Origin of the sequence: Paenibacillus sp. FSL R10-2778, assembly GCF_038593035.1 — a bacterium.
Classification (GTDB): Bacteria; Bacillota; Bacilli; order Paenibacillales; family Paenibacillaceae; genus Paenibacillus_AQ; species Paenibacillus_AQ odorifer.
This window is the reverse complement of record NZ_CP151956.1, coordinates 5,990,023-6,015,762: the sequence shown is the minus strand read 5'-3', so window position 1 is coordinate 6,015,762 and position 25,740 is coordinate 5,990,023. Positions and strand designations below refer to the sequence as shown.

The 25,740-nt window shown below is 43.7% G+C and carries 24 protein-coding genes; 19 read left to right on the top strand and 5 right to left on the bottom strand.

What is annotated here, in order from left to right; genetic code table 11:
- Nucleotides 1-62: 62 nt before the first annotated feature.
- A complete protein-coding gene (locus NST40_RS26870) occupies nucleotides 63-818 on the bottom strand; it encodes an AraC family transcriptional regulator (RefSeq protein WP_342410164.1) in 756 nt (251 codons plus the stop codon).
- A gap of 327 nt (nucleotides 819-1,145) precedes the next feature.
- On the opposite strand from NST40_RS26870, the gene NST40_RS26865 reads away from it, so the two are divergent.
- The 9 genes from NST40_RS26865 (at nucleotide 1,146) to NST40_RS26825 (ending at nucleotide 11,112) form a co-directional block, all read left to right on the top strand.
- A complete protein-coding gene (locus NST40_RS26865) occupies nucleotides 1,146-2,285 on the top strand; it encodes a BMP family ABC transporter substrate-binding protein (RefSeq protein WP_076184828.1) in 1,140 nt (379 codons plus the stop codon).
- A gap of 117 nt (nucleotides 2,286-2,402) precedes the next feature.
- The gene (locus NST40_RS26860; RefSeq protein ID WP_076130297.1) at nucleotides 2,403-3,965 is read left to right on the top strand and encodes an ABC transporter ATP-binding protein; all 1,563 of its coding nucleotides are present in this window, start codon (nucleotides 2,403-2,405) and stop codon (nucleotides 3,963-3,965) included.
- Nucleotides 3,958-5,004 carry an ABC transporter permease gene (locus NST40_RS26855; protein ID WP_036685569.1) on the top strand — a complete coding sequence of 349 codons (1,047 nt, stop codon included), beginning with the start codon at nucleotides 3,958-3,960 and terminating at the stop codon, nucleotides 5,002-5,004. The genes NST40_RS26860 and NST40_RS26855 overlap by 8 nt, the downstream gene beginning before the upstream one ends.
- A complete protein-coding gene (locus NST40_RS26850) occupies nucleotides 5,001-5,939 on the top strand; it encodes an ABC transporter permease (RefSeq protein ID WP_342410163.1) in 939 nt (312 codons plus the stop codon). Before NST40_RS26855 ends, NST40_RS26850 begins: the two co-directional genes overlap by 4 nt.
- 40 nt (nucleotides 5,940-5,979) lie before the next feature.
- On the top strand, nucleotides 5,980-6,936 hold the full coding sequence (locus tag NST40_RS26845) for a nucleoside hydrolase (protein ID WP_076184827.1): 957 nt from the start codon (nucleotides 5,980-5,982) through the stop codon (nucleotides 6,934-6,936).
- 3 nt (nucleotides 6,937-6,939) lie between these two features.
- On the top strand, nucleotides 6,940-8,337 hold the full coding sequence (locus NST40_RS26840; RefSeq protein WP_342410162.1) for an ADP-ribosylglycohydrolase family protein: 1,398 nt from the start codon (nucleotides 6,940-6,942) through the stop codon (nucleotides 8,335-8,337).
- 485 nt (nucleotides 8,338-8,822) lie between these two features.
- A complete protein-coding gene (locus NST40_RS26835) occupies nucleotides 8,823-9,584 on the top strand; it encodes an ATP-binding cassette domain-containing protein (protein ID WP_081387310.1) in 762 nt (253 codons plus the stop codon).
- On the top strand, nucleotides 9,577-10,239 hold the full coding sequence (locus NST40_RS26830; protein ID WP_036685560.1) for a methionine ABC transporter permease: 663 nt from the start codon (nucleotides 9,577-9,579) through the stop codon (nucleotides 10,237-10,239). The genes NST40_RS26835 and NST40_RS26830 overlap by 8 nt, the downstream gene beginning before the upstream one ends.
- A gap of 42 nt (nucleotides 10,240-10,281) precedes the next feature.
- Nucleotides 10,282-11,112, top strand: a complete 831-nt coding sequence (locus tag NST40_RS26825) for a MetQ/NlpA family ABC transporter substrate-binding protein (RefSeq protein WP_036685556.1) — start codon at nucleotides 10,282-10,284, stop codon at nucleotides 11,110-11,112.
- An 88-nt stretch (nucleotides 11,113-11,200) separates the two neighbouring features.
- Here the strand turns inward: NST40_RS26825 and NST40_RS26820 are convergent, their stop codons facing one another.
- The 4 genes from NST40_RS26820 to NST40_RS26805 all read right to left on the bottom strand — a co-directional run bounded on the left by NST40_RS26820 (nucleotide 11,201) and on the right by NST40_RS26805 (nucleotide 16,250).
- Entirely contained in the window at nucleotides 11,201-13,735 is a 2,535-nt protein-coding gene (locus NST40_RS26820; RefSeq protein ID WP_076220301.1) for an ABC transporter permease, read from the bottom strand.
- On the bottom strand, nucleotides 13,732-14,430 hold the full coding sequence (locus NST40_RS26815) for an ABC transporter ATP-binding protein (protein ID WP_076184824.1): 699 nt from the start codon (nucleotides 14,428-14,430) through the stop codon (nucleotides 13,732-13,734). Before NST40_RS26815 ends, NST40_RS26820 begins: the two co-directional genes overlap by 4 nt.
- Nucleotides 14,431-14,532: 102 nt before the next feature.
- On the bottom strand, nucleotides 14,533-15,570 hold the full coding sequence (locus NST40_RS26810; protein ID WP_076220300.1) for a HAMP domain-containing sensor histidine kinase: 1,038 nt from the start codon (nucleotides 15,568-15,570) through the stop codon (nucleotides 14,533-14,535).
- On the bottom strand, nucleotides 15,567-16,250 hold the full coding sequence (locus tag NST40_RS26805; RefSeq protein ID WP_076184822.1) for a response regulator transcription factor: 684 nt from the start codon (nucleotides 16,248-16,250) through the stop codon (nucleotides 15,567-15,569). The genes NST40_RS26810 and NST40_RS26805 overlap by 4 nt, the downstream gene beginning before the upstream one ends.
- A gap of 349 nt (nucleotides 16,251-16,599) precedes the next feature.
- Here NST40_RS26805 and NST40_RS26800 point away from each other — a divergent pair, with 349 nt between their 5' ends.
- The 10 genes from NST40_RS26800 (at nucleotide 16,600) to NST40_RS26755 (ending at nucleotide 25,731) form a co-directional block, all read left to right on the top strand.
- A complete protein-coding gene (locus NST40_RS26800) occupies nucleotides 16,600-17,265 on the top strand; it encodes an ABC transporter ATP-binding protein (protein ID WP_342410161.1) in 666 nt (221 codons plus the stop codon).
- A 129-nt stretch (nucleotides 17,266-17,394) separates the two neighbouring features.
- Nucleotides 17,395-18,135: an ABC transporter permease gene (locus NST40_RS26795; RefSeq protein ID WP_342410160.1), complete on the top strand. Its 741-nt coding sequence runs from the start codon at nucleotides 17,395-17,397 to the stop codon at nucleotides 18,133-18,135.
- Between the two features lie 22 nt (nucleotides 18,136-18,157).
- On the top strand, nucleotides 18,158-20,671 hold the full coding sequence (locus NST40_RS26790; protein ID WP_342410159.1) for an ABC transporter permease: 2,514 nt from the start codon (nucleotides 18,158-18,160) through the stop codon (nucleotides 20,669-20,671).
- A 269-nt stretch (nucleotides 20,672-20,940) separates the two neighbouring features.
- Complete coding sequence (locus NST40_RS26785; protein ID WP_076130307.1) at nucleotides 20,941-21,246, top strand: hypothetical protein; 306 nt, start codon at nucleotides 20,941-20,943, stop codon at nucleotides 21,244-21,246.
- A gap of 44 nt (nucleotides 21,247-21,290) precedes the next feature.
- Nucleotides 21,291-21,968, top strand: a complete 678-nt coding sequence (locus NST40_RS26780; RefSeq protein ID WP_036685541.1) for a PspA/IM30 family protein — start codon at nucleotides 21,291-21,293, stop codon at nucleotides 21,966-21,968.
- A 4-nt stretch (nucleotides 21,969-21,972) separates the two neighbouring features.
- Nucleotides 21,973-22,440 carry a PspC domain-containing protein gene (locus tag NST40_RS26775; RefSeq protein WP_076184838.1) on the top strand — a complete coding sequence of 156 codons (468 nt, stop codon included), beginning with the start codon at nucleotides 21,973-21,975 and terminating at the stop codon, nucleotides 22,438-22,440.
- Nucleotides 22,441-22,443: 3 nt separating this feature from the next.
- Nucleotides 22,444-23,148, top strand: a complete 705-nt coding sequence (locus NST40_RS26770) for a PspA/IM30 family protein (RefSeq protein WP_036685540.1) — start codon at nucleotides 22,444-22,446, stop codon at nucleotides 23,146-23,148.
- 197 nt (nucleotides 23,149-23,345) lie between these two features.
- Nucleotides 23,346-23,993 carry a cell wall-active antibiotics response protein LiaF gene (gene liaF, locus NST40_RS26765; protein ID WP_036685537.1) on the top strand — a complete coding sequence of 216 codons (648 nt, stop codon included), beginning with the start codon at nucleotides 23,346-23,348 and terminating at the stop codon, nucleotides 23,991-23,993.
- A 31-nt stretch (nucleotides 23,994-24,024) separates the two neighbouring features.
- A complete protein-coding gene (locus NST40_RS26760) occupies nucleotides 24,025-25,059 on the top strand; it encodes a sensor histidine kinase (protein ID WP_341003843.1) in 1,035 nt (344 codons plus the stop codon).
- Between the two features lie 18 nt (nucleotides 25,060-25,077).
- Nucleotides 25,078-25,731 (top strand): response regulator transcription factor, encoded by a 654-nt coding sequence (locus tag NST40_RS26755; protein WP_036685532.1) that lies wholly within the window; start codon nucleotides 25,078-25,080, stop codon nucleotides 25,729-25,731.
- Nucleotides 25,732-25,740 lie beyond the last annotated feature (9 nt).

Here is a 25,740-nt window from a genome sequence, read left to right as displayed (position 1 = left end):
GCAGTAAGCCGTTGAATAGAGAGTTTCTCTATTTCAACGGCTTTTTTTAATCTGATTAGTGATTAACCTGATTGATTATTAATGCGGAATGCTCGCGGGGTATGACCTATTTCTCGTTTGAACATATTGCAGAATTGGGCATCGTTCACAAAACCTGCAGCAGCAGATACTTCAGAGATTTGCATCTGAGTATGACGTAATAGAGACTTTGCATAATCCAGGCGTTTTAACAGCAAATACCGCAGGGGTGAAGACCCGAAACGTTCTTTAAATAGATGGCGAAAACGATCGTAACTATATCCGGACATTTCTGATAGTGTTTCGACGGACAATTTATGGCGATAATGCTCATTCATATAATTAAGGACATATTGTACTCGATCTTCTGTTGGGGATTGATATCCAGAGGCACTAAGAAACCTCATAAGATGGACGGTAATCTCGCTCATTTGTAGGTTTAGAAGCTCAGAGAATCCGTCTTGCTTGCGTGTAAACTCTGCTTTCATTCGCAGCAGGATTTGAAGAACGGTCTGATCTTTATCATCTTCATATACGCCGAGCAGATTACTCATATTAGGGTGTTCCGAGTGGAAGCCTACAAATAATACATTTGCATCCTCACGGTGGTGCTCGTCATGTTTATGATTGGGTGGCACAAGCGCGAAAGAAGAGGAGCGAAAATGGTAACTTCGTGGGCCAACATTGGTTGTCCCTACCCCCTGTAAATAATAGACTAGTTCGTAGCATTCATGCTGGTGTGGAGGGATATAAGTATTTAGCTCATGTGTGGCACTTACAATATATAGAACACGATCCATGATGATCCTCCAATACTTATGTTTTAGCCGAATCGTACAAAACAATGACCGAAATCATATAATTATTTTTAATAATATTTGTTATGATCGTATCAATAAATCCGAAAGTTCGCAACCTGACTGGCCATCTCGTTCGGAAATAAAGCGGATTATTAATAATAATGGTATTTTTATTGCTATTTTTGAGCCTAAACGTTAAATTTATTACTTTTAATAATACTTTATTTGGAAAAAAGAGAATTTCCATTTGAACCGTGAATTATACAATGGGTGAAGATGGGATTCTGCGGATTACTAACCAACTAAAATTAGGGGTGGAATAGAGTAATGAATAAAAAAGTTCTTTCTTTGTTGTTATTAATGGTGATGGTTCTGGTCACAGCATGTGGGAATAACACGTCCAATAACGGTTCTTCTGCGAATACTGGATCAAACGCTGCTGAGGGTGGAGAAACAGGTGCAGGGGATAAACTCAAGGTTGTATTGCTGATTCCGGGGACACTTGGGGATAAATCATTTTTTGATTCCGCTAATAACGGCTTGCAAAAGGTTAAGGATGAACTTGGTGCAGTAACAAAGGTTGTTGAAATGGGCGTTGATAAAACGAAATGGGAGCCTACATTTAACGATATCGCTTCCGAGGATTGGGATGTAATTATTTCTGGCGGTTCTGAAATTACAGAGATGTTTAATGCAACGGCAGAATTGTATCCAGACAAAAAATTCATTAATTATGATACCGACATCGATGAAGCACCAGATAACATGTACAACATGTCTTATGCGACAAATGAAGTATCTTTCTTGGCAGGTGCCGTAGCAGCATTAGCTACACAATCGGATATGCCGAATGCTACCCCTGAGAATGTGATTGGGTTTGTCGGCGGTATGGATATTCCGGGGATTAATGCTTTCTTGGTCGGTTACATTCAAGGTGCTCAGTACGTTGATCCTGATGTAAAAGTGGCTGTGTCGTACGCTGGTGATTTTGTTAACCCGGCAAAAGGTAAGGAGCTGTCTCTAATTCAATATAATTCCGGTGTGGATGTTATTTTTAACGTGGCTGGGGGTACAGGTCTTGGGATCTTTGACGCAGCTAAAGAGAAGAAAAAATATGCAATTGGTGTAGACTCCGATCAGGCAATGTTGATTAACGATACGGATAGTGAAAAAGCAAATCTAATCGTTACTTCATCTATTAAAAAGATTGATACGGCTATTCTAGGTGCAGTGAAGAGATTGCAAGAGGGTACGCTAGAAATGGGCAAACGTGATGTATTGAGCTTTGTAGATGATGGTGTAGGTATTGCTGAGAATGATATTTATAAAAATGTATTCCCGGCTGATCTTCAGGCCAAGGTTGAAGAAGTGAAGCAAAAGCTGATCAATAAAGAAATTAAAGTGGATAATGCGATGGGGATGGAAACCGCAGAGGTAGAAGCTATTCGTAACGCAGTTAAGCCTTAAGCTTTAAATCTTAAGATCAGCTCTATAGAGATAAACCTACAGTTGGAGATTCTTCTAGTCAGGGGAATTCCAGCTGTATATTTTTGCAGACCTCCAAGTTGAAAGGCGTTGAGACCTATGTACACAGCTCTGCTGGAAATGCGGGGAATTACCAAGGTATATCCCAATGGCGTCGTTGCAAATAAAGACGTGCATTTTTCTTTACGTGAGGGAGAAATACATGCGATTGCAGGTGAGAACGGTGCAGGTAAATCGACTTTAATGAAGATTATGTTCGGCATGGAAGAGCCAAGTGAAGGCGAGATCTATATCAAGGGTGAAAAAGTAAAGCTGCAATCCGCTCAGGACGCCATTGATAGAGGCATCGGCATGGTCCACCAGCATTTCATGTTGGTACCTTCTTTTACGGTGGCAGAGAATATGGTGCTGGGTATGGAGCCGCGCAGAGGAGTTGGCATTAATTATGCCGAGGCTGTGCGCATGACGGAAGAGACCGCAAGGAAATACAATCTGGCCGTGGATCCAAAGGCAAAAGTAGAGGATCTTACAGTTGGGATGAAGCAAAAGGTTGAGATTCTTAAGGCGCTGCTGCGTGGTGCTAAAATTCTGGTGCTTGATGAGCCAACTGCGGTGTTGACTCCACAGGAAACAGAGGAATTGTTCCGCGAGCTTAAGCAATTAAGGGAACAGGGCCATACGATAGTTTTTATTTCGCACAAATTAAAGGAAGTCAAAGCGATTTGCGACAGAATTACGATTATGCGCAGCGGCCGTAGTGAAGGTGTTTTTCAAACACAGGATGTGACAGAACAGGAAATCTCGCGGTTAATGGTCGGCAGAGATGTCGTGCTGAAATATGACAAAGAGATTCTGGCTGTTAGTGAGCCAGTACTAACGGTGCAGGGACTCGGTGTGAATGATGCAGATGGCAAAGCATTATTGTCGGATATCAATTTTGCGGTACGTGGTGGGCAGATCGTTGGGATTGCTGGTGTAGAAGGCAACGGGCAGACACAGCTCATTGAAGCTCTTACAGGTAGCTTGAGAGGTGTCTCAAGTCAGGGTTCTGTACTAGTGAAGGGAAAGGATATCCGTGAATCGGATATTTTGGATATTCGTAAGCTAGGCGTTTCCTATATACCGGAGGATCGGATGCGGCAAGGGATCGCTAGTGAAGCAAGCATAGCTGATAATCTGCTATCTACTCAGTATCGTACAAAAGCAATGAATAAAGGTCTTTTTTTGAATGGCTCACGAATTGCCAAGCTAGCAGTATCCCTTGTAGAGGAATTTAAAGTCCGCTGTTCAGGACCTTCTCAGCCCATAGGAATGTTGTCAGGTGGTAACATGCAGAAGGTAGTCGTAGCTAGAGAGTGTTCGACTGAACCGCAGCTGCTTATTGCAGAACAGCCGACACGGGGTGTGGATATAGGCGCAGCCCAGTTCATACATCAAAAGTTGTTGGAATTACGTTCAGACGATTGCGCGATTTTGCTAGTGTCGGCAGATTTGAATGAGATCTTGGAGATCAGCGATAGTCTGTTAGTAATGTACGAGGGTAAGATTGTTGCCTTTTTTGAGGAGCCATCTAAGGTTAGTGAGGAAGAATTAGGTCTTTATATGCTGGGGATTCATCGACAGGACGAGGAGCACATCGGGAGGGCCGTAAATCATGTTTAAAGTTAAATATTTTGAGTACATTCGGACATCGGCGGTAATCGTTATTGCACTCGCTATTGCCTTTCTGATCATCTCCTTGGTCAGTAATCAGCCTGTGAAGACGATTGGTATATTCCTATTAGAGCCGTTATCCAGTAAAGGTCATATTGGTAATGTGATTGAGATGGCGATTCCGCTCATGTTCACTGGGTTGGCAGTATCCTTGTTGTTTCGAGCCAATATGTTCAACCTGGGAGCTGAAGGGATTTTCTATTTCTCCGGTGTTGTAACTTCCGTATTGGCTATTCATTTAACGTTGGACGGCTGGCTGCATCCGATGGTAGCTATTGCTGCAGGTTCAATTGTAGGAGCATTGCTCTCGGCAATACCTGGTATTCTGAAGGCAAAATGGAATGCTAATGAGTTGGTTACATCCTTAATGTTCAATAATATTTTGTTCGGAGTAGGGCTATACCTACTGAACTATCATCTGCGTGATGCTAAAGCTTTTGCCAATGTATCCTACAAATTCGAGAAAACGGCACTGCTGAGTAAAATGGTCTCGGGCACCCGTATTCATACCGGTCTTATTATCGTTATCGTGCTTATTATTGCAGCTCATCTATTCCTATACAAAACGAAATGGGGATATGAGCTGCGCATGACAGGCATCAACCGGGACTTTGCCCGTTATTCCGGTATGAAGACAGCCAAGGTTATTATTCTCGTCCACTTGATTGCAGGTTTTATCGCAGGTATGGGGGGCTCCGTAGAAGTGCTGGGGATGTATAACCGTTTCCAATGGACGTCACTGCCTGGTTATGGTTTGGATGGTGCCCTTGTAGCGATGTTAGCCAAAAATAATCCGCTGTCCGTAATCGGCTCTGCATTATTCCTAGCGTACATTCGAATTGGGGCTGACATGATGGCGCGTCTGTCTGATGTACCTTCAGAGATGATCTCAATCATACAGGCAATTATCATTCTTCTGATTTCGGCTGAGCAATTTCTGAAATTCTGGAAAAATCGGATGCTCTTGAAGGAGGCGAAGGAAGCGTGAATAGTTTGTTTGATGTGATTTTTACAACTGACTTTGCGTTCTCTGTCCTTCGCGTGACGACTCCGATTCTGTTTGCCGCGCTCGGCGCACTCATCTCCAACCGTGCAGGGATCATTAACATTGGGATGGAGGGCATCATGCTTGTTGCCGCTTTAGCGGGTGTCATCATAAGCAGCTATACACATAGCGCATGGGTAGGTCTGCTTGGGGCGGTGCTGTCTGGAACATTGATCGCTGGAATATTAGCTTTTTTCACCCTGAAATTCAAAACACATATCATTCTCGGGGGTGTGGCCATTAATATGTTCGCTTCGGGAGGCACTGTGTTTATCCTCTATCTGCTTAGTGGCGACAAGGGTTCTTCCACTTCGCTGGCGAGTAAAGTTCTGCCTAGTGTCCAGATTCCTTTGTTGAAGGATATCCCGGTGCTTGGACCTATTTTATCGGGGCATCACATTCTGACGTATGTTTCTATATTGGCTGTGTTTGTTGTCTACTATCTATTAAACCGTACACCGCTTGGACTGCGCATTCGTTCAGTGGGTGAAAATCCACATGCGGCTCAATCCGTGGGTGTAAGTGTTGTAAAAATACAGTATATGGCTTTGCTGCTTAGCGGATTTTTTGCCGGTTTAGGCGGTGCTTATATGTCGATGGGGTATTTGTCACTGTTTACCCGCGATATGATCGCTGGCCGGGGCTGGATTGCCATTGCCGCTGAGTCGATGGGAAGAAGTACGACCGTAGGCACGGCGCTGACCTCTTTATTATTTGGTACTGCAGATGCATTGTCGAATGCGCTACAGGTGTTGAAGATTCCTGCGGAGCTAATCGCCACTCTTCCTTATGTAGCCACAGTAATTGGACTTGTGATCTACGCAGTATCTGAGACACGAAAAAAGAATGAAAAACTTAAAAGCCCGCTAGTTAAATAGCGATTGAAATGATTGATACACAGACAAGGAGTGAGTAACTATGCCAACACCTATTATTATTGACTGCGATCCAGGGCATGATGACGCAATAGCGATACTGCTTGCCATAGCAAATTCGGAGAAGTTAGATCTGCGCGGGATTACAACGGTTGGTGGAAACCAAATTTTAGATAAAATCACGGAAAACGCCCTGAAGGTGATCAGCTTCGTGAATGCTGACATTCCTGTAGCTAAAGGGGCTGCTGGCCCACTGTTCGGCAAGCTTGTTACAGGTGAGGAAGCGCATGGAGAATCGGGCATGGATGGGCCGCTTTTGCCTCCAAGTAAATTCCGCCCTGTAGAGCAGGGTGCTGTGGAGTTTATGCTGAATATCATCCGTTCTTCAGAGGAGAAGATTACGCTCGTGCCGATGGCTCCTTTAACAAATATCGCACTGCTAATCACGGCTTATCCAGAGATTAAAGACAGAATTGAAAAAATCTCACTGATGGGGGGAGGTATCTCTTATGGGAATGTCACCTCTACTGCGGAGTTTAATATCTATGTAGATCCTGAAGCAGCCCGTATTGTGTTTGAGTCGGGGATTCCGATCACAATGAGTGGTCTGGATGTGACCGATAAGGCTGCTATTTTTGAAGATGAGATCCTAGCATTGAAAGAGCGGGGACCAGTGTCTACAATGGTCGGAGAATTGCTGGATTTCTATTCGATTTACGGTAAAAAAATGGGCTATGTCGGCAGTGCGCTGCATGATCCATGTGCTGTTGCCTGGCTGCTGCATCCGGAACTATTTGAATCTGAGCATCTATATGTAACGGTGGAGACAGAAGGCAAGCTGACGCGGGGAATGACAGTTGCAGACAGACGGAAGAAGACGGATCGTCCAGCGAATGTGCAAGTATTGGTGGGTGTTGACCGGGAAGCATTTATGAAGCTGATCTTTGATTCACTGGAAAAGCTTGATCAAGAGCTGCTGCTAGCGGCTGAAGGGAAGTAGCCTATGGCAGGATGGGAGAGACTTCAAGAGACCGTGCAGTTTGAAATTGCTCAGCGTGGAGAAGAAGGTTGCCTGATTGAGGGTTTTGCGGAAAAGCTAGCGGCTGCTGGTGACGATGAGCTCAAGCTGATGCAGGTATACAATGAGCTAATGGAGCTTACGATCAGTGAGGATTTTCCGTATCAAGAGCCATCCTCTCTGGAGGAGATTCGTCATCTACGTCCAGAAGGCCCACGTAAGCTTGAGGCGGACTGGAGCGAAGCGGAATGGAGAGATAAGTTCTATGGAGCCTGGCTCGGTAGAAGTGTCGGCTGCGCACTCGGGAAACCGCTGGAGTATTGGGACTATCTCTATGGGAAAGATGGCCGTCCGGGCTGGGAGAATATTGAGCTATGGTTTCAGGGTGCGGACGCCTGGCCAATTACTGGCTATACGCCTGGGCATTCACGGGCAGAGGCTGAATATGGTCTTGGCTTAAGTGAATGGACACATGCGAGTACCCGCGAGACGATCAAGTATATGGAAAGCGATGACGATATTCGCTACACTGTCCTGGGTCTTATGCTGCTGGAGCAGAAGGGTCTGAACTGGGATTCTTGGGATATCGGAAAGCTGTGGCATACACATTTAACATATAGTCAGGTGTGCACGGCGGAGACACAGTCATATATGAATTTTGCGCAGGAGACCTCTCATCTGCATGGCGAGAAACCTGCGGATTGGCTGGTGCGGCAGGAAAGAGTGCGGATGCACTTAAATCCTTACCGCGAGTGGATTGGTGCCGCTATACGCGCAGATGGACTGGCTTATGGCGCAGCAGGTTATCCTGAGCTTGCGGCAGAATTAGGCTGGCGCGATGCTTCATTTTCACATGTGAAAAATGGCATCTATGGTGAGATGTTTAATGCGGCGATGATATCGGCAGCTTTTGCAGAGAAGGATAATGAACGGATCCTAGAGATTGGCCTTAGCGAGATTCCGCGTACCAGTCGTCTGGCCAGTGATGTTTTGCGGGGGATAGATATTGCGCAGAAGGCCAAAAGCGAGCAGGAGTTGGTTCGTAACATTTGGGATACTTTTAGCCACTATGATGCGGTTCATACAAATAATAATGCTGCTCTTGTGGCTGCATCGCTTGTTTATGGCGGGAATGATTTTGAAAAAACAGTTGTCACTTCCGTATATGGTGGGATGGATACAGACTGTAACGGGGCTACTGTGGGCTCAATTATGGGTGCGAAGCTTGGAGCAAGTAAGTTGCCGGCTTCATGGATCGAACCGCTTCACGATACGTTATATGCCGATCTGCCCGGATTTCATCCGATAGCGATTTCGGAATGTGCGGAACGCAGCTACCAAGTGTTCTTGAAGATTCGCAGAGAGCTTGGCGAAAAGGCATAAAAGATTTAGCGAGTATGGGACTCGATAGATCAGGGATTCAGGGATTACTATATGAATTATGGGATGTCTTAAGCTATTGGCTTAGACATCCTTTTTTGCGTAACAGCAGGTCTTTAATCACACTCCAACGAACCAAATGTAGCTTTAACAGCATTTCATACACTTAAAAAAACCAAATATGGCTATATTAACAGTGGAGCGTTTAGTGGTGGGGCAATAGGAGAATCATGATTTCAAGAGGGAAGGATTATCTTTGCTAACCCTTTTTATTTTATTAATAAATGTGTAAAAAGAGCCCGGTATAAAGGGTTTTTAGGTTTTCATCAACCTTCCTGGTATATCATTTAAAGAAAAATGATGACACAGCAGAAGAAATGTCTTATTATTTAAGGAGATTTTTAATAAAACAGATTTTAGAAAATTGTAATACAATGTCTCACTTGATGGAGGTTCATTATATAAGGGAAAGGAAGGGGGAGCTTCTAATACTGTCGCTGAGTCGGGTAAGTAAAGGGTTCAAGCTGAAGGAAGGCATCTATCAGGCTGTAGATGAGGTATCGCTGGAGGTAAAGCAGGGATCCATTCATGGGATCATTGGTGAGAGTGGTGCGGGGAAATCTACGCTGCTGCGACTGATGAATCTTCTGGAACAGCCGGATGAGGGAACGGTTACCGTAGATGGCCACAACCTGACCGAAATGCCTAGTAAAGCACTGCGTAAAGCAAGGCAAAAGATTGGAATGATCTTTCAACAATTTAATCTTGTTTATAACGTCACAGTAGAGCGGAATGTTTCGATCCCGCTGGAGCTGGCAGATGTCCCAAAGCATGAACGAATGAAGCGTGTGAAGGAGTGTCTGGATTTTGTTGGACTGGCAGATAAGGCAAAACAATATCCGGCACAGCTCAGCGGAGGACAACGTCAGCGTGTTGCGATTGCCCGCGCACTAGCGAACAGTCCGGGAATATTACTGTGTGACGAGCCAACGTCCTCCCTGGACCCAGGAACCACTACAGATATCTTGAACGTGCTGAAGCATGTGAATTCAAGTCTTGGAGTAACGGTTGTCATTGTTACGCATGAGATGGATGTTGTCAAAAGCATATGTACTCATGTATCGGTGATGGAAAAAGGGCGCATTGTAGATTCGTTCTCTCGTGAAGACGGTGAATTCCGTCCAGCAGCAGCCAGTACCGGGACATACCGCGATCAGATTCTTGGTAAAGCGGGGGAAGATCATGTTTGATAGTGTACTTCAATATCAGGCACAGATGTGGGATTCGATTGGTGAAACCTTTGTGATGGTTGGTATTTCTGTTGGAGCGGCCGTGCTGCTGGGGCTTCCACTGGGTACCTTGTTGTTTTTTTTCCGAAAAGGGCAGCTTTATGAGAATACAACGTTGTCTCTGGTGCTCAACAGTATCGTTAATATTATCCGCTCGTTTCCGTTCCTGCTGCTGGTCGTTGCGCTAATTCCAGTCACTCGTTTCCTGGTCGGGACCGCCATTGGGACGATTGCAGCAGCGGTTCCATTATCTATAATCGCTATTGCCTATTATGCTCGGTTAGTGGAACAGTCGTTGCTGGAGGTTCCTAAAGGGGTCATTGAAGCCGCATTATCGATGGGAGCCTCGAAGCTGGGCTTGATCTTTAAATTTCTGTATGTGGAAGCTCGTTCGGGTCTAGTCCTTGGACTTACTACTTCTACAATTAGCTTTATCTCCTTCTCGACCGTGATGGGAGTTGTTGGTGGGGGAGGGGTTGGTGATTTCGCTATCCGTTATGGTTATCAGCGTTTTGAGACGGAAGTGATGATCTATGCCATTCTAGTGATGATTGTATTAGTCCAATTGGTTCAGTTCACCGGGGGGACTATCGCAAGGCTGTTGGATAAGCGGTAATACAAAATAGTTCAATATATAAACTGGGGGTTAGTAGTACTAATGAAAAAATCAATGATACTTGTGCTTACATTAATGGTATTGGTCGTAGCGGGTTGTGGCTCTAATAAAGCAGCCGAGAACAATGCTGCAAAAGGTAGTAATGATGAGTTAACCAAATTAAAGATCGCTACACTGATCCCACCTATGACAGAAATTCTGGATATTGTGAAGCCGCTCCTGAAGGAAGATGGCATTGATCTGGAGATCGTTGTTCTCTCTGATAATGTGCAGCCTAATGAGGCGTTGGCTAATAAAGAAGTAGACGCTAACTTTTTCCAGCACGTTCCTTATATGAAGCAATATAATGAAAGCAAAGGCTCTAATCTGGTAGAGGTACAGCCTGTTTATGACGCTATTTATGGCGGATACTCCAAACGTTATAAGACTATAGCTGATCTTCCTGAAGGGGCTACGCTTGTAATGGCTAATGATCCATCTAACATCGGCCGTTCATTGCAAATGTTCGCTGCAGCTGATCTTATTAAGCTAAAAGAAGGCGTAGGCATTCAAGCCACACAAGCAGACATTACTGAAAATCCAAAAAAATTCAAGTTTGAAGAAGTCGATCTCCTAATGCTGGCCCGTATGCTTGATGATGGCGATCTGGTAGCCATGACTCCGGCTTATGCGAGCCCACTAGGATTGACACCGAAGAAAGATGCACTGATTACGGAAGGCGAAGATTCCGAATTCACAATTACTTTGGTGGCACGTGAAGATAACAAGGACTCTGACGCCATTCAAAAGCTGGCTAAACGGATCAGCGGTCCTGAAGTGAAGAAGTTCCTTGAGGATAATTACGCGGATATTGCGTTGCCTGCGTTTAAATAAGCTGAATATAGATCTATGAAAAAGGGCAGCCCGGCGATATTTACCGGGCTGCCCTTTTTGTAATAGGAGTATTTAGGTGTGTCTTACATTACTCGGCTTCTCTCAGCCGTTCCACAATGGATGCTTGGGATAACGTTTTATAGGCTCTCAGTGTCACTGTGTAAGCGAGAATTAACAAAATAGGAACGGTGAGGATAAACGGCAGCCAACTCATCTGAAATACCATAAAGGCCATATTTTCCGTGATGCTTTTGGAAAGGTTATAGGTCAGCAATACACCTAATGTTGAGGTTATGAGGACGGTTAGCAAAACGGTGTAGAATCCTTCAAGGATCAGCATACGTTTTAGCTGCTTTTTGGTCATGCCAATACTCTCCAGCATGGCAAGTTCATTCCGGCGGGAGACTACCCCGGTGAGTACAGTGTTGATATAATTCAGCACCCCAATTAGAGCAATGACCAGGCTAAGCCCATACCCGACGGTTTGAAAAATGCGAATGAATCCACCGAGCTCATCCTTGTAATCCTCTCTTGATTTTAAAGTTAATTCATCCGTCGAATCTGTTAATGCTTTGACCACTTGTTCTACCTGGTCCAGCTTAGTCGGATCGACATGTAATGTGGCTGAAACGATATTGGCTGGATCTGTACCCTTCGGCATTTCCTTCTGCAGCTCCGAAGCAGGGAGGAAGATGTTGTAACCTAACATAGAGTAAGATTTTGTTGTGGCAGCATATACTGCATCATGTTTTACTACTGCCATCACTTCATAAGATTTATCCGACTTCTCGAAAGTGACTGTATCTCCAGGATGATAATAGGTGCGGTAGCTATCTTCTTCTATAAACATGGCCTCAGATATGACCGCATATTTTCCTGAAGCAAACTTCTGCCTGTTAAACTCCCCTTCAATAATATCCTTGTCCACAAGATCATACCAGCCCGGATCTAATCCATATAAATGATTGTAGACCATCCCCACCTTATCTAAAGTGGAGAGAAGATAAGGATGTGGGTCAGCAGCTGCCATTGGCTCCAAAATAGCCCGGACAGCATCATCGACAGGAGATGGAACATATCTGTGGTAAACCTTATCAACAGTTTCTACACCGTCAATTTTACTTAGATTGTTGGCGAATTCCTCTGAAAGCTTATATGGATCACCGTCTCGAGGCCCTGTAATACTGACTAGCACTTCATTCTGAACCACAAAATCACCGGAGATAAAGGCACGCAGATATTTATTCACATCCAGTGAGGAGATTACTGTGAAAATGGTACTGAACAAGATGATACTCAAGGAGAGTGAAGAGAGCATCAGGATCAGCTTCTTTTTGCTTCTGAACAGGTTGGAGAACGCCATGTTGTGAAGTTTTGCACCATGTTTTGATTTTTTGGCATTCCGTTTTCCACCGCTGCTGACTCCGGCAAATTTTACAGCCTCTACCGGCGAGGTTCGCGAAGCCATCCGGCCCGGTTTGCTTGCGGCGATCCATACTGTCATAAACGAGAATGCTGCTGCACCAATAAATATCCACGGGCTAGCAGAATAGACATTATCAGTAGAGCCGTTTAAAAATGAGGAGGCCATAGGGAGAATCAGCAGACCTAGCAGATACCCGAACCCCAATCCAAAAGGCAATGCGACGAGATAAAGTGAGCGGGCCTGAATGGAGATGATCTTTTTCAGTTGTCGGGGTGTGGTACCGATGGTCTTTAGCAGCCCGTAAAATTTGACATCCCGCACGACGGAAATAAAAAAGATATTGTAGATTAGTAAATAGCCGCTCAGCATGGTGATAAGAATGACAACTGCATAAGGAATGATATTCATTAGATTATCGGAGAGAGAAACACTCGTATAAGCCGGATTGACACCATAAGGTACATCCAGGCCGGTGTCCGTCAAAATCTTTTGTACCTTCTGTTCAATATTATAAGAATTATTAAACATCACCCCTAGACCTGCGGTGTTCACATAAGAACCCGTTGCCTCAGAGATGTCCGGGTCAATATGGGAAATGTTCTTCTGTGTAAATGCTTCGGATACAAAAGCCAATCCTGACATCGCCAAATTTTGATCGGTTTCGTAATATCCGGAGAGCTTAAAGTCTTGGCTTATGACTTTTTCACCAATGTCTATATCCAGCTTCACAGTCTGGCCTAACTCATGTTTTGCTCCTAGCAAGTCAAGCGCCCAAGTATTTAGGACGATTTCATTCTCTTGGGAGGGCAGTCCGCCAGCTATAAAGTTGATAAATCCATGTTTGGCATAATTCTCGTCAATTCGAAGGACCTCTACCCGGTGATTCTTGAACAGACTGGTGCTTATATCGCCAACCTTAAGGAAGACGCCATATTCTTTGATGGATGGTTGATTCTTCAGCTTCTCCAACTCGGCAGGATTCAGATATTTGAAGCTTCCATGATAATCGCTGCCGGTAGTCTGCATTTGTGCGCGTTGCATCGATTTGTTAATACTGAGCGCCAAGGTAAACACGCTGGTGATCAAAAGCGTAGTCAGTACGATGGCACAGATGATAGTGAAATTGCGAGCACGGTTGGCTTTGAGGCTTTTTTTGGCTAAAGTAGCAATGGTCTTATGGTTATTCGTGCTGATCATGGCTGGCTCACTCCGGAGCTACGGAGTTGTCCAGTGAAAATGACGCCATCTTCAATACGGATAATACGGTCAGCAGTTTGAGCAATTTGTTCATTGTGTGTGATCATCACAATGGTTTGGTTGAATTTTTCACTCATCTGTTTAAGTAAAATCAGCACTTCTTGGCTTGTTTTGCTGTCCAGATTACCTGTAGGTTCATCTGCTAAGATGATTGAAGGTTTGGTCGCCAATGCTCTGGCTATTGCCACCCGTTGCTGCTGTCCGCCAGACAGATTAGAAGGTAGAGTATTCATCTTTTCCTGCAAGCCTAAAGTGCGGATGATTAGATCAAGATAAGTTTCGTCAATTTTGCCACCGTCCAGTTCAATAGGCAGCACAATATTCTCCCGCACATTTAGTATGGGTACCAAATTGTAGTTCTGAAAAACAAACCCCACCGATCTGCGCCGAAAAATGGTCAGCTTCTCATCACTCATCGCAAAAATATCATTCCCGTCCACGTAAACCTTGCCCTCTGTTGCCCGATCTAATCCACCAAGCATATGAAGAAGGGTGCTTTTGCCGCTGCCGCTAGTGCCGACAATGGCGACAAACTCCCCTTTATCCACTGACAGTGATATACCGTCCAAAGCCTTAACGCTTGCGCCAACCTTTCCATAGTGTTTTTTTAAATTTTCAGTCTGTAGAATCGGCATAACTCTTCCCCTCCAATGAGATCTGTTTGTCCATGATTTAAGGGTAGCAAATCAATCTGACAGGAGAGTGTCTGAATTCTGACCATAATGACACATTCTATTTCAGCGCTGGGGCAGGTAAACAGAGAAAGTTGTACCTTTTCCAGTTTCAGAAATGACGTTGATATGGCCGCCTTGCGCCGTGATAATCTCTCTGGATAAAAACAACCCGATGCCGACCCCCTCGAATTCACGCGCTTGCTTTCCTCGGTAAAACCGCTTAAAGATGTGAGGGATTTCTTCGCTGGAGATTCCAAGTCCAGTATCGGTAAGGTGGAGACAGGTGAACATCTCGTTGCTTTCAGCAAGAACGGAAATTTGTCCGTTATGCGGTGTGTACTTCACAGCATTCTCGAGCAGGTTGAATAGTGCTTCACTTGTCCATTTGACATCGTGGCAGGCTAAGATGTGTGTCCCGCAGTCAATATTGATCGTAATTTGTTTGTTTTCCGCTTGTGCATAAATCTGGGATAAAGCCTGCGTCAGAGTTTGTATGAGCGGTTTCGCCTCAATCTGCTGTAGGGAGATCATTCCTGTTTCCAAACGTGATAATTTGATTAGAGACTGAATCAGCCAATCCAACTTATCTGACTGCGCTTTAATATGCTGTATGTAGTGCCGGACATTCTCATTTAGTCCGGGCATCTCTTCGAGCAACTGACTGAATACCATGATATTAGAGAGGGGGGTCTTGGTTTGATGGGAGATATCCGAGATCAGCTCTTTTATTTTGTTTTTCTCTGTTTGGATATTTCGTTCATTCGCCTTAGCCATCCCTATATACCGCTTTAGTTTATGTTCCATCGAAGACAGAGCGGTTTCTTCATAGTTAGTGAGTGGCGGCAGGTCATGTATAGCCCGTTCAATCGCAGTATCCAAGGTCTGTATATAGATTGCGATCTGGCGGTTCCATAACCAGACCCATACGGCTCCTGTCGCTAATATACAGATGATAAATAGAGAAGTCAGTTGGAGCAGAGTGGGGTCGAACCCGTACAGAAACATTATACTGCCGATAAAACAGGCCACTAGTATAAGGATGATCAGTAAAAAGAGCCTATGAATTTGCTTGAAATTAGCAGGTGGGCTATTGGTTTTCATGGTTTTTGCCCTTCAGTCCACATGTATCCAAGTCCGTAAATGGTCTTGATATATCTGGGTGCTGCCGGGTCATCCTCAAGTTTAGCACGCAGCCGTTTGATGGCTACTGTCAATGCGTTTTCATCCACAAATTCGGCATCCTTGCTCCAGATCTTGTCTATCAGCTGTTCTCGGGTCAAAATATTGCCCGTATTCGTCACCAGCAGCCGCAGCAGTTTTTGCTCAGTTTTGCTCAGCTGGAGCGATTGTTTATTTTTGCTGTACTCCAGTTTCTCAAAATCGAGTTCTAAGGGACCCAATGTTATTTTTCCAGTCCCTAGTGATTCCGTTCTTCTGAGCACTGCCATTACTCTGGCGCGAAGCACCATTAGGCTGAATGGTTTAGTGATATAGTCATCGCCCCCCAATGCAAAACCGGTGATAATGTCGGACTCCATATCATTGGCGGTTAGGAAAATAATGGGTACGCGTGAGGTCTTGCGAAGTTGCTCGCAATAATCCAGTCCACTGCCGTCTGGCAGATTGATGTCCAGAATGATGAGATCAATAGGGTTAACTGCGAAAATATGCTCCGCCGCGGCAATATCGTAGGCTTGATGGATCATGACATTGTTTTGAGAAAGAGTGAGAGCGATCCCTTTATTTAAACTACGGTCGTCCTCAACGATCAGTATGTTCATAGTAATTCTCCTTTGTTTCTTATTTGATCATTATACATTCTCGGGATTTATTCGAAAGCGAGATTTTTATTTAGTAGACAGTTGAAAGTGGACTTTTCTTTATAATCTTTAAAAATGTTTTATTGTATATTAAATGTAATTTTCTAGAACAAATAGTTAGTATAGTCCTCAAAAAAAACATTGTAAACGAATTTTTTTATATAAAATAGTAAATTAATGGAATAAAGTGGATCTTGGAAAAAAATGTCGAAGTATACACTATTTATTCTAGTTATTGGTATTGCAAGAAATTTCACGACGGTATGACACATGAAGAATCAGATATTCTAAAGAAATAGAGGGGTTGTACATGAGTATATTAAAAGCTAACGACTTGAGAAAGTATTACGGTAGTGAACCAAACCCTGTCAAAGCGTTGGATGGCATAACAATGAGTGTGGAGCAAGGTGAATTTGTGGCTATCGTTGGGACTTCCGGCAGCGGTAAGTCTACGCTACTGCATATGCTCGGGGGCCTTGATAATCCTAACTCTGGCACCGTAGAAGTGAATGGGAAAGAACTGTCAAAGATGAACAGTGATCAGCTTACGATTTTTAGACGTAAAAATATCGGGTTCATTTTTCAAAATTATAATCTAATGCCGATACTTAATGTCTACGAGAATATCGTTCTGCCGATTGAACTTGATGGAAACAAGGTGGATAAGGAGTATGTGAACATCATTGTAAGGATGTTAGGACTGAAGGAGAAGCTGAATAATTTACCCAACAATTTGTCTGGGGGCCAACAACAGCGTGTAGCAATTGCAAGGGCTTTAGCGATGAAGCCCGCTATTATCCTTGCCGATGAGCCCACTGGAAATTTGGATAGTCAAACAAGTGAAGAGGTAATCAAGCTGCTGGAAATGACTAGTCACCAACTAAATCAAACAATCATTATGATTACACATAACAACGAAATTTCCTTGCGTGCTGATCGGATTCTCCGTATGGAGGATGGGAAAATCGTGGATTAGAGAGGGAAAAAATGTATAGAAATCATTCTTCATCCGTTGATCGGCATTGATGATAAAAAAACTGGAGGAGTATAACCGTACTGCAAGAACCCGATTAATTTAAGCGACTTTTCCAAAGGGAAGATAGCATTGGTAACTGATATTAATGGGAATGGCATTCCAATAGGTGTACAGATACCCTTTACGGTAATTAACAACAACAAGAGCTATAAGGTGAAAATTGGCGGTCAAATGACGTTTGAACGTGATGCTATGAATAGTGGTGCTGCTCCATGGCTAATTGTGTCAAATAATGTTATCAACAAATATCATTCTGATGCTGTGATTTACTCTATTAAGATTAATGCGCAAAAAGGAAAAGAACAGGATGTGTTGAATGAGGTTAAACTCCTTACAAGCGGAGACAGCAGCATTTCACGCACCTCAAAAATTGAACAGGCAAAAGCGTTTGCTGACTTAAAGCAGTCTTTTTCCAATCTTTCTATTGTTATCATTATCATTTTAAGCAGCATCGGTGTTTTGAATTTTATTAACACTATATTAGTAAGCATTGTATCCAGAAAACAGGAGTTTGCTGTTCTAGCATCTATTGGCGCGACGAAGAAGCAGATTAAATGGCTGATCACCTTTGAAGGAATCTGGTTTGCTCTAATTGCTTTTGTTCTTACATTAATAGTGGGTAGTGGCATTAGTTATCTGGTCTTTAATATATTGCATGAATATATAGGCTATGGAGTGTTTAGATATCCGGTTACCTCTTTAATCATATATTCGGGGGTTGTCTTGTTGATCTGTTCAATATTTCCTGGTTTGTTGTACAAATCTATTTCCCGTTCAAGTGTTATTGAACAGCTAAGACAAGCAGAATAATAATGCAAGGGAGGTGGGAACTTTGAAACACAATAGTGGAAAAACTATGAAAAAGTTGGCAAAGCGCTCTCTTAAATCTAGCAAAAATTATTTTGCTATTCTGGCAATAGCCTTGGCTGCGATTATGTTCACCAGTGTATTTACTATTGCAGGGAGTTTGTTAGAGTCAATGAAAGATAACAAGATGAGAATCGCAGGGAGCAATGCTCATGGTGGATTTCATCAAATGTCTATACCTGAGTATAAAAGAGTCTCTTCAGATTCAATGATTAAGGACATCTCCTATTCGGTTCTTATCGGTGATGCACAGGGGGCTGCCTTTTCTAAGTTACCTACAGAAGTGAGGTATGGTGAGGAAAAGTATGCAAAATGGGCGTATAGCTTACCACAGCTTGGAAACATGCCACAGCAAAAGAAGGACATAAGTGTAAGCACCTTGGTATTGGATGCGCTGGGTCTTCCCCATACATTAGGTCAATCCATTTCATTAACCTTCAAAACAGATAAAAAAACAATAACAGATACCTTTACCGTTTGTGGAATTTGGGATGGAAATCCGCTCTCTTGGCGTCAAAATATTTGGCTTTCTCGTGAATATGCAGATTTAATAGCTCCTGTGGCAACTGAACCATGGAACAACCGTCCCAATGTGTACTCAGGCTATATCAACAGTCAATTTTGGTTTTCGAATACGTGGGATATTGAAACGAAATCTGAACAACTTGCCAGCAGAAGTGATTTTGATGGTCAAATAACTGTTAACGCTTCTTATGATATTCTAGGATCTGAACCTCAAAATATACTTCTAGGTTTCCTTGTAATCACAGTGATTTCCTTAGCTGGATATTTGTTAATCTACAATATATTCTATATTTCAATTGCACAAGAAATTAAATCTTATGGTTTATTAAAAGTCATTGGGACAACCTCAAAACAAATCAAAAGAATGGTTCGTTATAAGGCAATATATCTTGCTTGTATCGGTATTCCTTTTGGACTAGTGATAGGTTGGACGATCGGTCGTTTTCTTGTTCCGGCTATTATCGATATTTTTGGTGAAGATATGCGCGTCGTAACAAGTGTACACCCGCTTATTTTTGCTATTGCCGCTATATTCAGCCTCTGCACAGTGTTATTAAGTTGCTTAGGGCCAGCAAAGGTTGCATCAAGGGTTTCTCCAATAGAAGCTCTAAGTTATGTTGAAGGAAAACAGGCGGGAGAACTAAGAAGAAAAAAGAAAAAAGCTCAACCAATAACATCCGTTCGTCTAGCAATGGCTAATTTAAAGAGGAACCCCCGAAAAGTGATCATCGTCACGCTTTCTTTTACACTTAGTTTGGTTATTCTTAATAGTACTTATGGTCTTGTGCATTCTTTTGATTTTAATAAGTTCATTGAGTTTCAGTCTGTTTCGGACTTTACGGTTGCTGATACTTCGATCATAAATAATTCGCCTCCATTTGATACTTCCGGTGTAAGCAATGAGTTCATAAAACAAGTAGAGTCATTGGACGGGCTTGAAAATAGCGGTAATGTTTATGTACTCCCTTTAACACAAAATTTAAGTGATCAGGCAATGTCTGCGCTGAAAAGAGAAGTCGGCTTGATGAATGAAAGGGACCAAGAGGAATTTCTGAGTTCTCAGGAAATGGTGAAACGGAGATCAATAGTGAATATATTTGGTTTCAGTGAGTGGCCGGCACAGATGATTCAAGTAAAGGAAGGAGCTTTGGATCAAAAACGCTGGGAGAACGGAGAGGGAATCTATGTTACTAACTGTAAGAAATTCCTAGATGGTACAAGCAGCATTTATCATCCGGGAGATAAAGTTAAAGTGAGTTTTGGAAACGGAAAGGAAAAGGAATATGAAGTGCTTGCCATTGTTGATTTTCCGGGAGCTATTCACTCAGTGGCATATTATGATATAGGATTAGAGTATTTGTTGCCTTCGGATGAACTGCCTGCCCATGCAGATTCTATGCTGCCAATGTATACAATCTTTAACGTAGATGATGAACATTTAACTCAGACAGAAAAATGGCTGGAGGACTATTGCTTACATACGGATACCGGATTGGATTTCTATTCGAAGAATACTTCTAGAGAAACCTTTCGTAGTTTAATCTTTATGTATGAGGTGGTAGGAGGTGCATTTTGTATTCTGCTAGGTGTTATTGGGATTCTGAATTTCATAAATTCCATGCAAACTTCTATTTTAACCAGAAACCGAGAAATTGCCATGCTGCAATCAATAGCCATGACGGATAAGCAGGTAAAAGAAATGCTTATCTTTGAGGGGGGCGGGTATGCCTTCCTAGGGCTGATGTTTTCGATTGTGCTAGGAAGCTTGGCAAATACTACCCTAGTACCCGCAATGGGAGCAGAACTTGATTATTTTACTTGGACTTTTACATTAACCCCTATTTTACTTAGTATAATCCCCTTTATGCTGATCTCTATTGTAGTACCCGTTTTGTGTTACCACAGCATATCTAAGAAGACTATTATTGAAAGATTACGGAGCGAGGTTTTTTGATAAAGAGCCGCATAGTTAACCCTAAAGGAAAGTTCAAAAGGGCATCACCTATATAGGGTGGTGTCCTTTTAATTTTTGATGGGTGCATTCCCATTTATATGTGCAAAGGTTGGTTATGAGCTACAACTAGCCCAACAGTGGTCTGTAGTCGTACAGCTACCTCGACTAAGGTCCAGTACGAAAAACCGTCGTTGGTCTGTTTTGAAAGTCTGCGATTTACCCTAGAATAAGGCTATAAGGTTAAGGACAACGAAAGGCGGTGAGAAAAAATGCAAAGAAGACAAGGAAACGGATTAGCGGTTGTACTGATTGTGATTGGTGCGGTTATGCTGCTCGGCATTGCGCTTCCTCTGATCCACGGAATGTTCAGATTACTTTTCCCGGTATTGCTGGTTGTTCTCGGGTACTACGGGATTAAGAGCGGACGCAAGATTATTGGTTGGGTACTGATGTTCATTGGTGTGATGTCCCTGATCGCGAAGCTTTCCTGGATCATTGGACCACTTCTAGGAGTGGCGTTGATCGTCTGGGGCGTATCAGCATTAAAGGGCAGAAGTAACAAGGGTACTTATTAAGAAGCAATGTACTTAAACAAGAAGCAGGGAGGGAGCAGGAGATCATGAGTGTTTTTCGTCGCATGAGGGATATTACTGTAGCTAATCTAAACGAACGTCTGGAGCAAAGCCAAGATCCCGTGAAACTAATTGATCAATTTCTACATTCAACCCGTGAGGAAATCAGTGAAGCTGAAAGGCTGTACCAGCAATATGCTTCCCACACGAAGCAATTGCAGCAGCAAGTGAACCAAGCAACTGCCATGAGAAACAAACGTGAAGAGCAGGCGTTGTTGGCACTGAAAGCAGGCGAGGATCATCTCGCGAAGCTGGCTTTACAAGAAAAGATCATTCACGAGGAAAAACTGGAGCAATATAGCGGGCTGCTAGAACAGAGCAAGCAATCCTTGTTTGAACTTGAAGCACAGCTGAATGAGCTGAAAATAGAGTATCAAACGGTGTACAGCAAACGTCAGTATTATTCGGCACGAATGGAGTCGCTGCGATTGCAGCAACGGATGAATCAAAGAGCCAGTGCTTATGGCAATGGTGGTGATGTTCCCAAAATGTTCGGACGTCTGGAAGATCAGATGTCGGATTGGGAATTAGAAGCAAAGAGCTTGCGTGATTTGCGGCGCATGGGACAGGAATATGCGGTGCAAGCGGGTGAGACCGTAGCGACCGTACTCGAAAGAGAAATGGCTCGCCTAAAGGAGAAACTGAACAATGGTGGAAAGGAGTAGCGCTATGAGTCGATTGTATCGTTCAACAAGAGATAAAGTGATGACGGGTCTTGCAGGTGGATTATCTGAGACACTCGGTATTGATTCCACGTTATTCCGGATTCTATTACTGGTCAGCATTCCGTTTACAGGTGGTGCGGTGATTCCGGTATACTTCATTGCAGCAATGGTCATTCCTAAGGAACCGACGCATTATAATCCATTTGGACCAGGGCCTGGGGCACCGGGTGGCCCATTCGGCGGACCCTACTCAGGCAGACCGGAACATGGACACGGACCACAAGCTACTGGCGGATATGGACCTTATGGACGCCAGCCAAATTACAATCCTAATTTTGAGAAGAACAACGCTTATTCCGCACCGGACTCCGGTTTGGATGCGATGATGAAGGATATTGAGAAGAAGGCTTTGCAAAAAGAAGTAGAAGAACTCAAACAAAAACTGTCTAAATATGAGAAAGGGGAATTGTAAATCATGGGAGTATTTCAAAGAATTAAAGATATGACAAAAGCGTCGGTAAATGACTTGTTGGATAAGGTAGAGGACCCAATCGTAATGCTTAACCAATATCTGCGCGATATGGAGGCTGAAATTCACGAAGCAGAAGTAACAGTTGCTAAACAAATGGCTAACGAACGCCGTATGAAGCAACGTGTGGAAGAAGCAGCAAAAATGTCTGCACAACGTGGATCACAAGCTGAACTGGCACTGAAAAATGGCCAAGAAGAAGTAACTCGCAAGCTGTTGGAAGAAAAAATCTACTTTGACCAAAAGCAAGTGGAGTACAGTGATCTTCACGCACAAGCTGAAGTACACGCTAAGGAATTAGTGCAACAACTGCATGACATGAAGGATGAGTTCTACAAGCTGCGCAACAAACGTAACGAGCTTGTATCCCGTGCTCAAATGGCTAAAGCTAAAAAACAAATGTCGCAAATCAGCAGCGTACATTCCATTGAAAGTGGCAGTGCATCACTCGGATTCCACCGGATGGAAGAGAAAATTATGCAGCTTGAGGCTGAAGCAGATGTAATGCGTGCACCTTACAGCCCATCCGCTGCTTATAGCAAACCCGTTGATGTTGAGAAGCAACTGAAAGTGGATGAGCAATTGGCACTACTGAAAAACAAGCTGAATGATACACCCGCGGCTCCTTCTCTAAACAAAAAAGAACAATAAATCCTGTTCCTAAAACTTGGACGGATATGATATGCTGGACAAGAAGAAGCCATACGGTATGGATCTCCATACCGATATGGCTTTTATAGCGGCTAGCTATAATATTTAACGGTGATAATATTCCTCATCATAGTGACGGATATCTAACCGATAGTATAAAATGAGTTTTGCTTCGCAAAACTTTTAGGAGGTGCGAAATGGATAAACGAAACCGTTTGATTGCCATCGGACTGATTGCTGTTGGCTGCATGATGATTTTTGGTAGATGGCTCGGCTTTTTCTCCATTGTCGCGCTTCTGTTCCTGCTGCTGGGAGTCTACCGTACGACATCAGGCAAAGTAAAGCAGGGCTATAAACTGCTCGGGATAGGTGCTGTATTGCTTTTGCTGGACCATTTGGTGCTCGTGCTGGGGATTTGTTTAATCTCACTTGGGATGTTTTTTACCAAATCCAAAAGAGTACAGCGTAAGGAAGGGTTTATGCAGAAGCAGAACTTTTCATCCAGATTTGACTGGGACCGCTCACCTTGGGTGATGCACAGCCTTAGCTCTTGGCATGTACTGGGTGAGGCCGATGTGGATCTTTCATTAGCTATGGCGGATCATAAGGAAACGGTCATGCTGTTTCAAGGGATTTTTGGCGATATGGACATTAACCTGTCCGATGATTACGGCGTGGAAATTGAAGCTTTTGTGCTCTTTGGGTCCATTGAATTCGGCAACCAGCGAGATACAGGGATGTTGAACCGTCTGAATTGGAAATCAGCTAATTATGACAGCAGTGAATACAAAGTGAAATTTAGTGTTTCTTATTTAATGGGAGATCTAGATGTACGATTATCCTGAAAAGCTTGATAGAGAAGGGAGAGTCCCCCGCATGGAAAAAAAGAACAAAAACATGATATCACGCAGCATGGGTGAGGGGGCTCTGTTCTCTTTGGTCATGCTGCTTGTGATAATGTATGTCATGTATACATATGGCTATTTGAAGTCTTTTGAAAGCTGGAAATTTGGCGTGCGGACAGCCGTCACTCTAATTCTTCTGCCTATGGGCTTTGGGATTGGTTATGGCTTTTATCAGAGCTTTCGTGTGAAGCGGCAGTTGGAACGTCTTAGGCAGACCCTCGTATTATGGGAAAAGGGGAATTTGACGCTGTCCATGCCGGATCTAGGTGATGATGAGCTGGGAAGGCTCGGAGAACAGCTTGGCCGGATTAGCGGCAAATGGGAGAATCAAGTGACGACGCTGCAGCGGTTGTCCACGAATAACGCGAAGCTTGCGGAGCAGGCGCGGGTATCTGCTATTATGGAGGAACGGCAGCGGCTTGCGCGTGAACTGCACGACGCTGTTTCCCAGCAGCTATTTGCAATCTCCATGACTGCCACGGCGGTAGGCCGGACCTTGGAGAAAGATTTCGATAAAGCCCAGCGGCAAATTGCGCTTATAGAAGAAATGTCTGCCGTAGCCCAATCGGAGATGAGGGCATTGCTGCTGCATTTGAGACCTGTTTATTTGGAAGGAAAGGGCCTCGAACAAGGTCTGCAGGAATTGATCAAGGAGCTTAAGATCAAGGTTCCAATCGAAATTGTATTTGAAATGGACCCTGATGTGCAGCTGTTAAAAGGGGTAGAGAATCACTTGTTCCGTATCGTCCAAGAGGCGATTTCTAATACACTTCGTCATGCGAAGGCAGAAAAAATGGAAATCCGGCTGCATAGACGGGGAGATACAGTTCGCTTGACGTTGCGTGATGATGGGATCGGCTTTGAGATGGACGACACCAAACAAGCTTCCTATGGTTTGTCGAACATGCAGGAGCGGATTAATGAAATCGGAGGCTCCATTCAGTTCATTACCGCTCCGGGTAAAGGGATGCGTATTGAGATTACCGTTCCGTTAGTCAATGAATAATAGGAGGAAAGAGTAACCATGGAGATGGAGGAAGCAATTAAAGTACTACTCGTAGATGATCATGAAATGGTACGGATCGGACTAGCAGCTGTTTTAGGTACCGAGGATGGAATTGAGGTCGTAGGTGAAGCTGGAAGTGGAGAAGAAGGCATTCGGCTGGCTCAGGAGTACAATCCCGATGTGGTCTTAATGGATCTCGTAATGGATGGGATGGATGGCATAGAAACGACTAAACAGCTGATGAAGCAGTACCCAGAGATCAAAGTTATTGTTCTTACAAGCTATTTGGACGATGAAAAGATGTATCCTGTTATTGAAGCGGGCGCCTTTAGTTACCTGCTGAAGACTTCGCGGGCTAGTGAAGTGGCGGATGCGATCCGCGCTGCGGCAAGAGGACAGTCCGTGCTTGAGTCACAGGTGGCCTCTAAAATGATGAACCGTTTTAGAAACAATGCAAAAGGAGAATCACCTGCTTATAAAGAGCTTACGGAGCGCGAGATGGAAGTATTACGTCTGTTGGCGCAAGGTAAATCCAATCAGGATATTGCCGATCAACTAATTATTGGAATCAAAACTGTGAAATTTCATGTGACGAATATTCTCGCGAAGCTGGGCGTGGAAGACCGGACCCAAGCAGCAATTTATGCATATAAAAATGGACTAGCTGAATAACAATAAAGG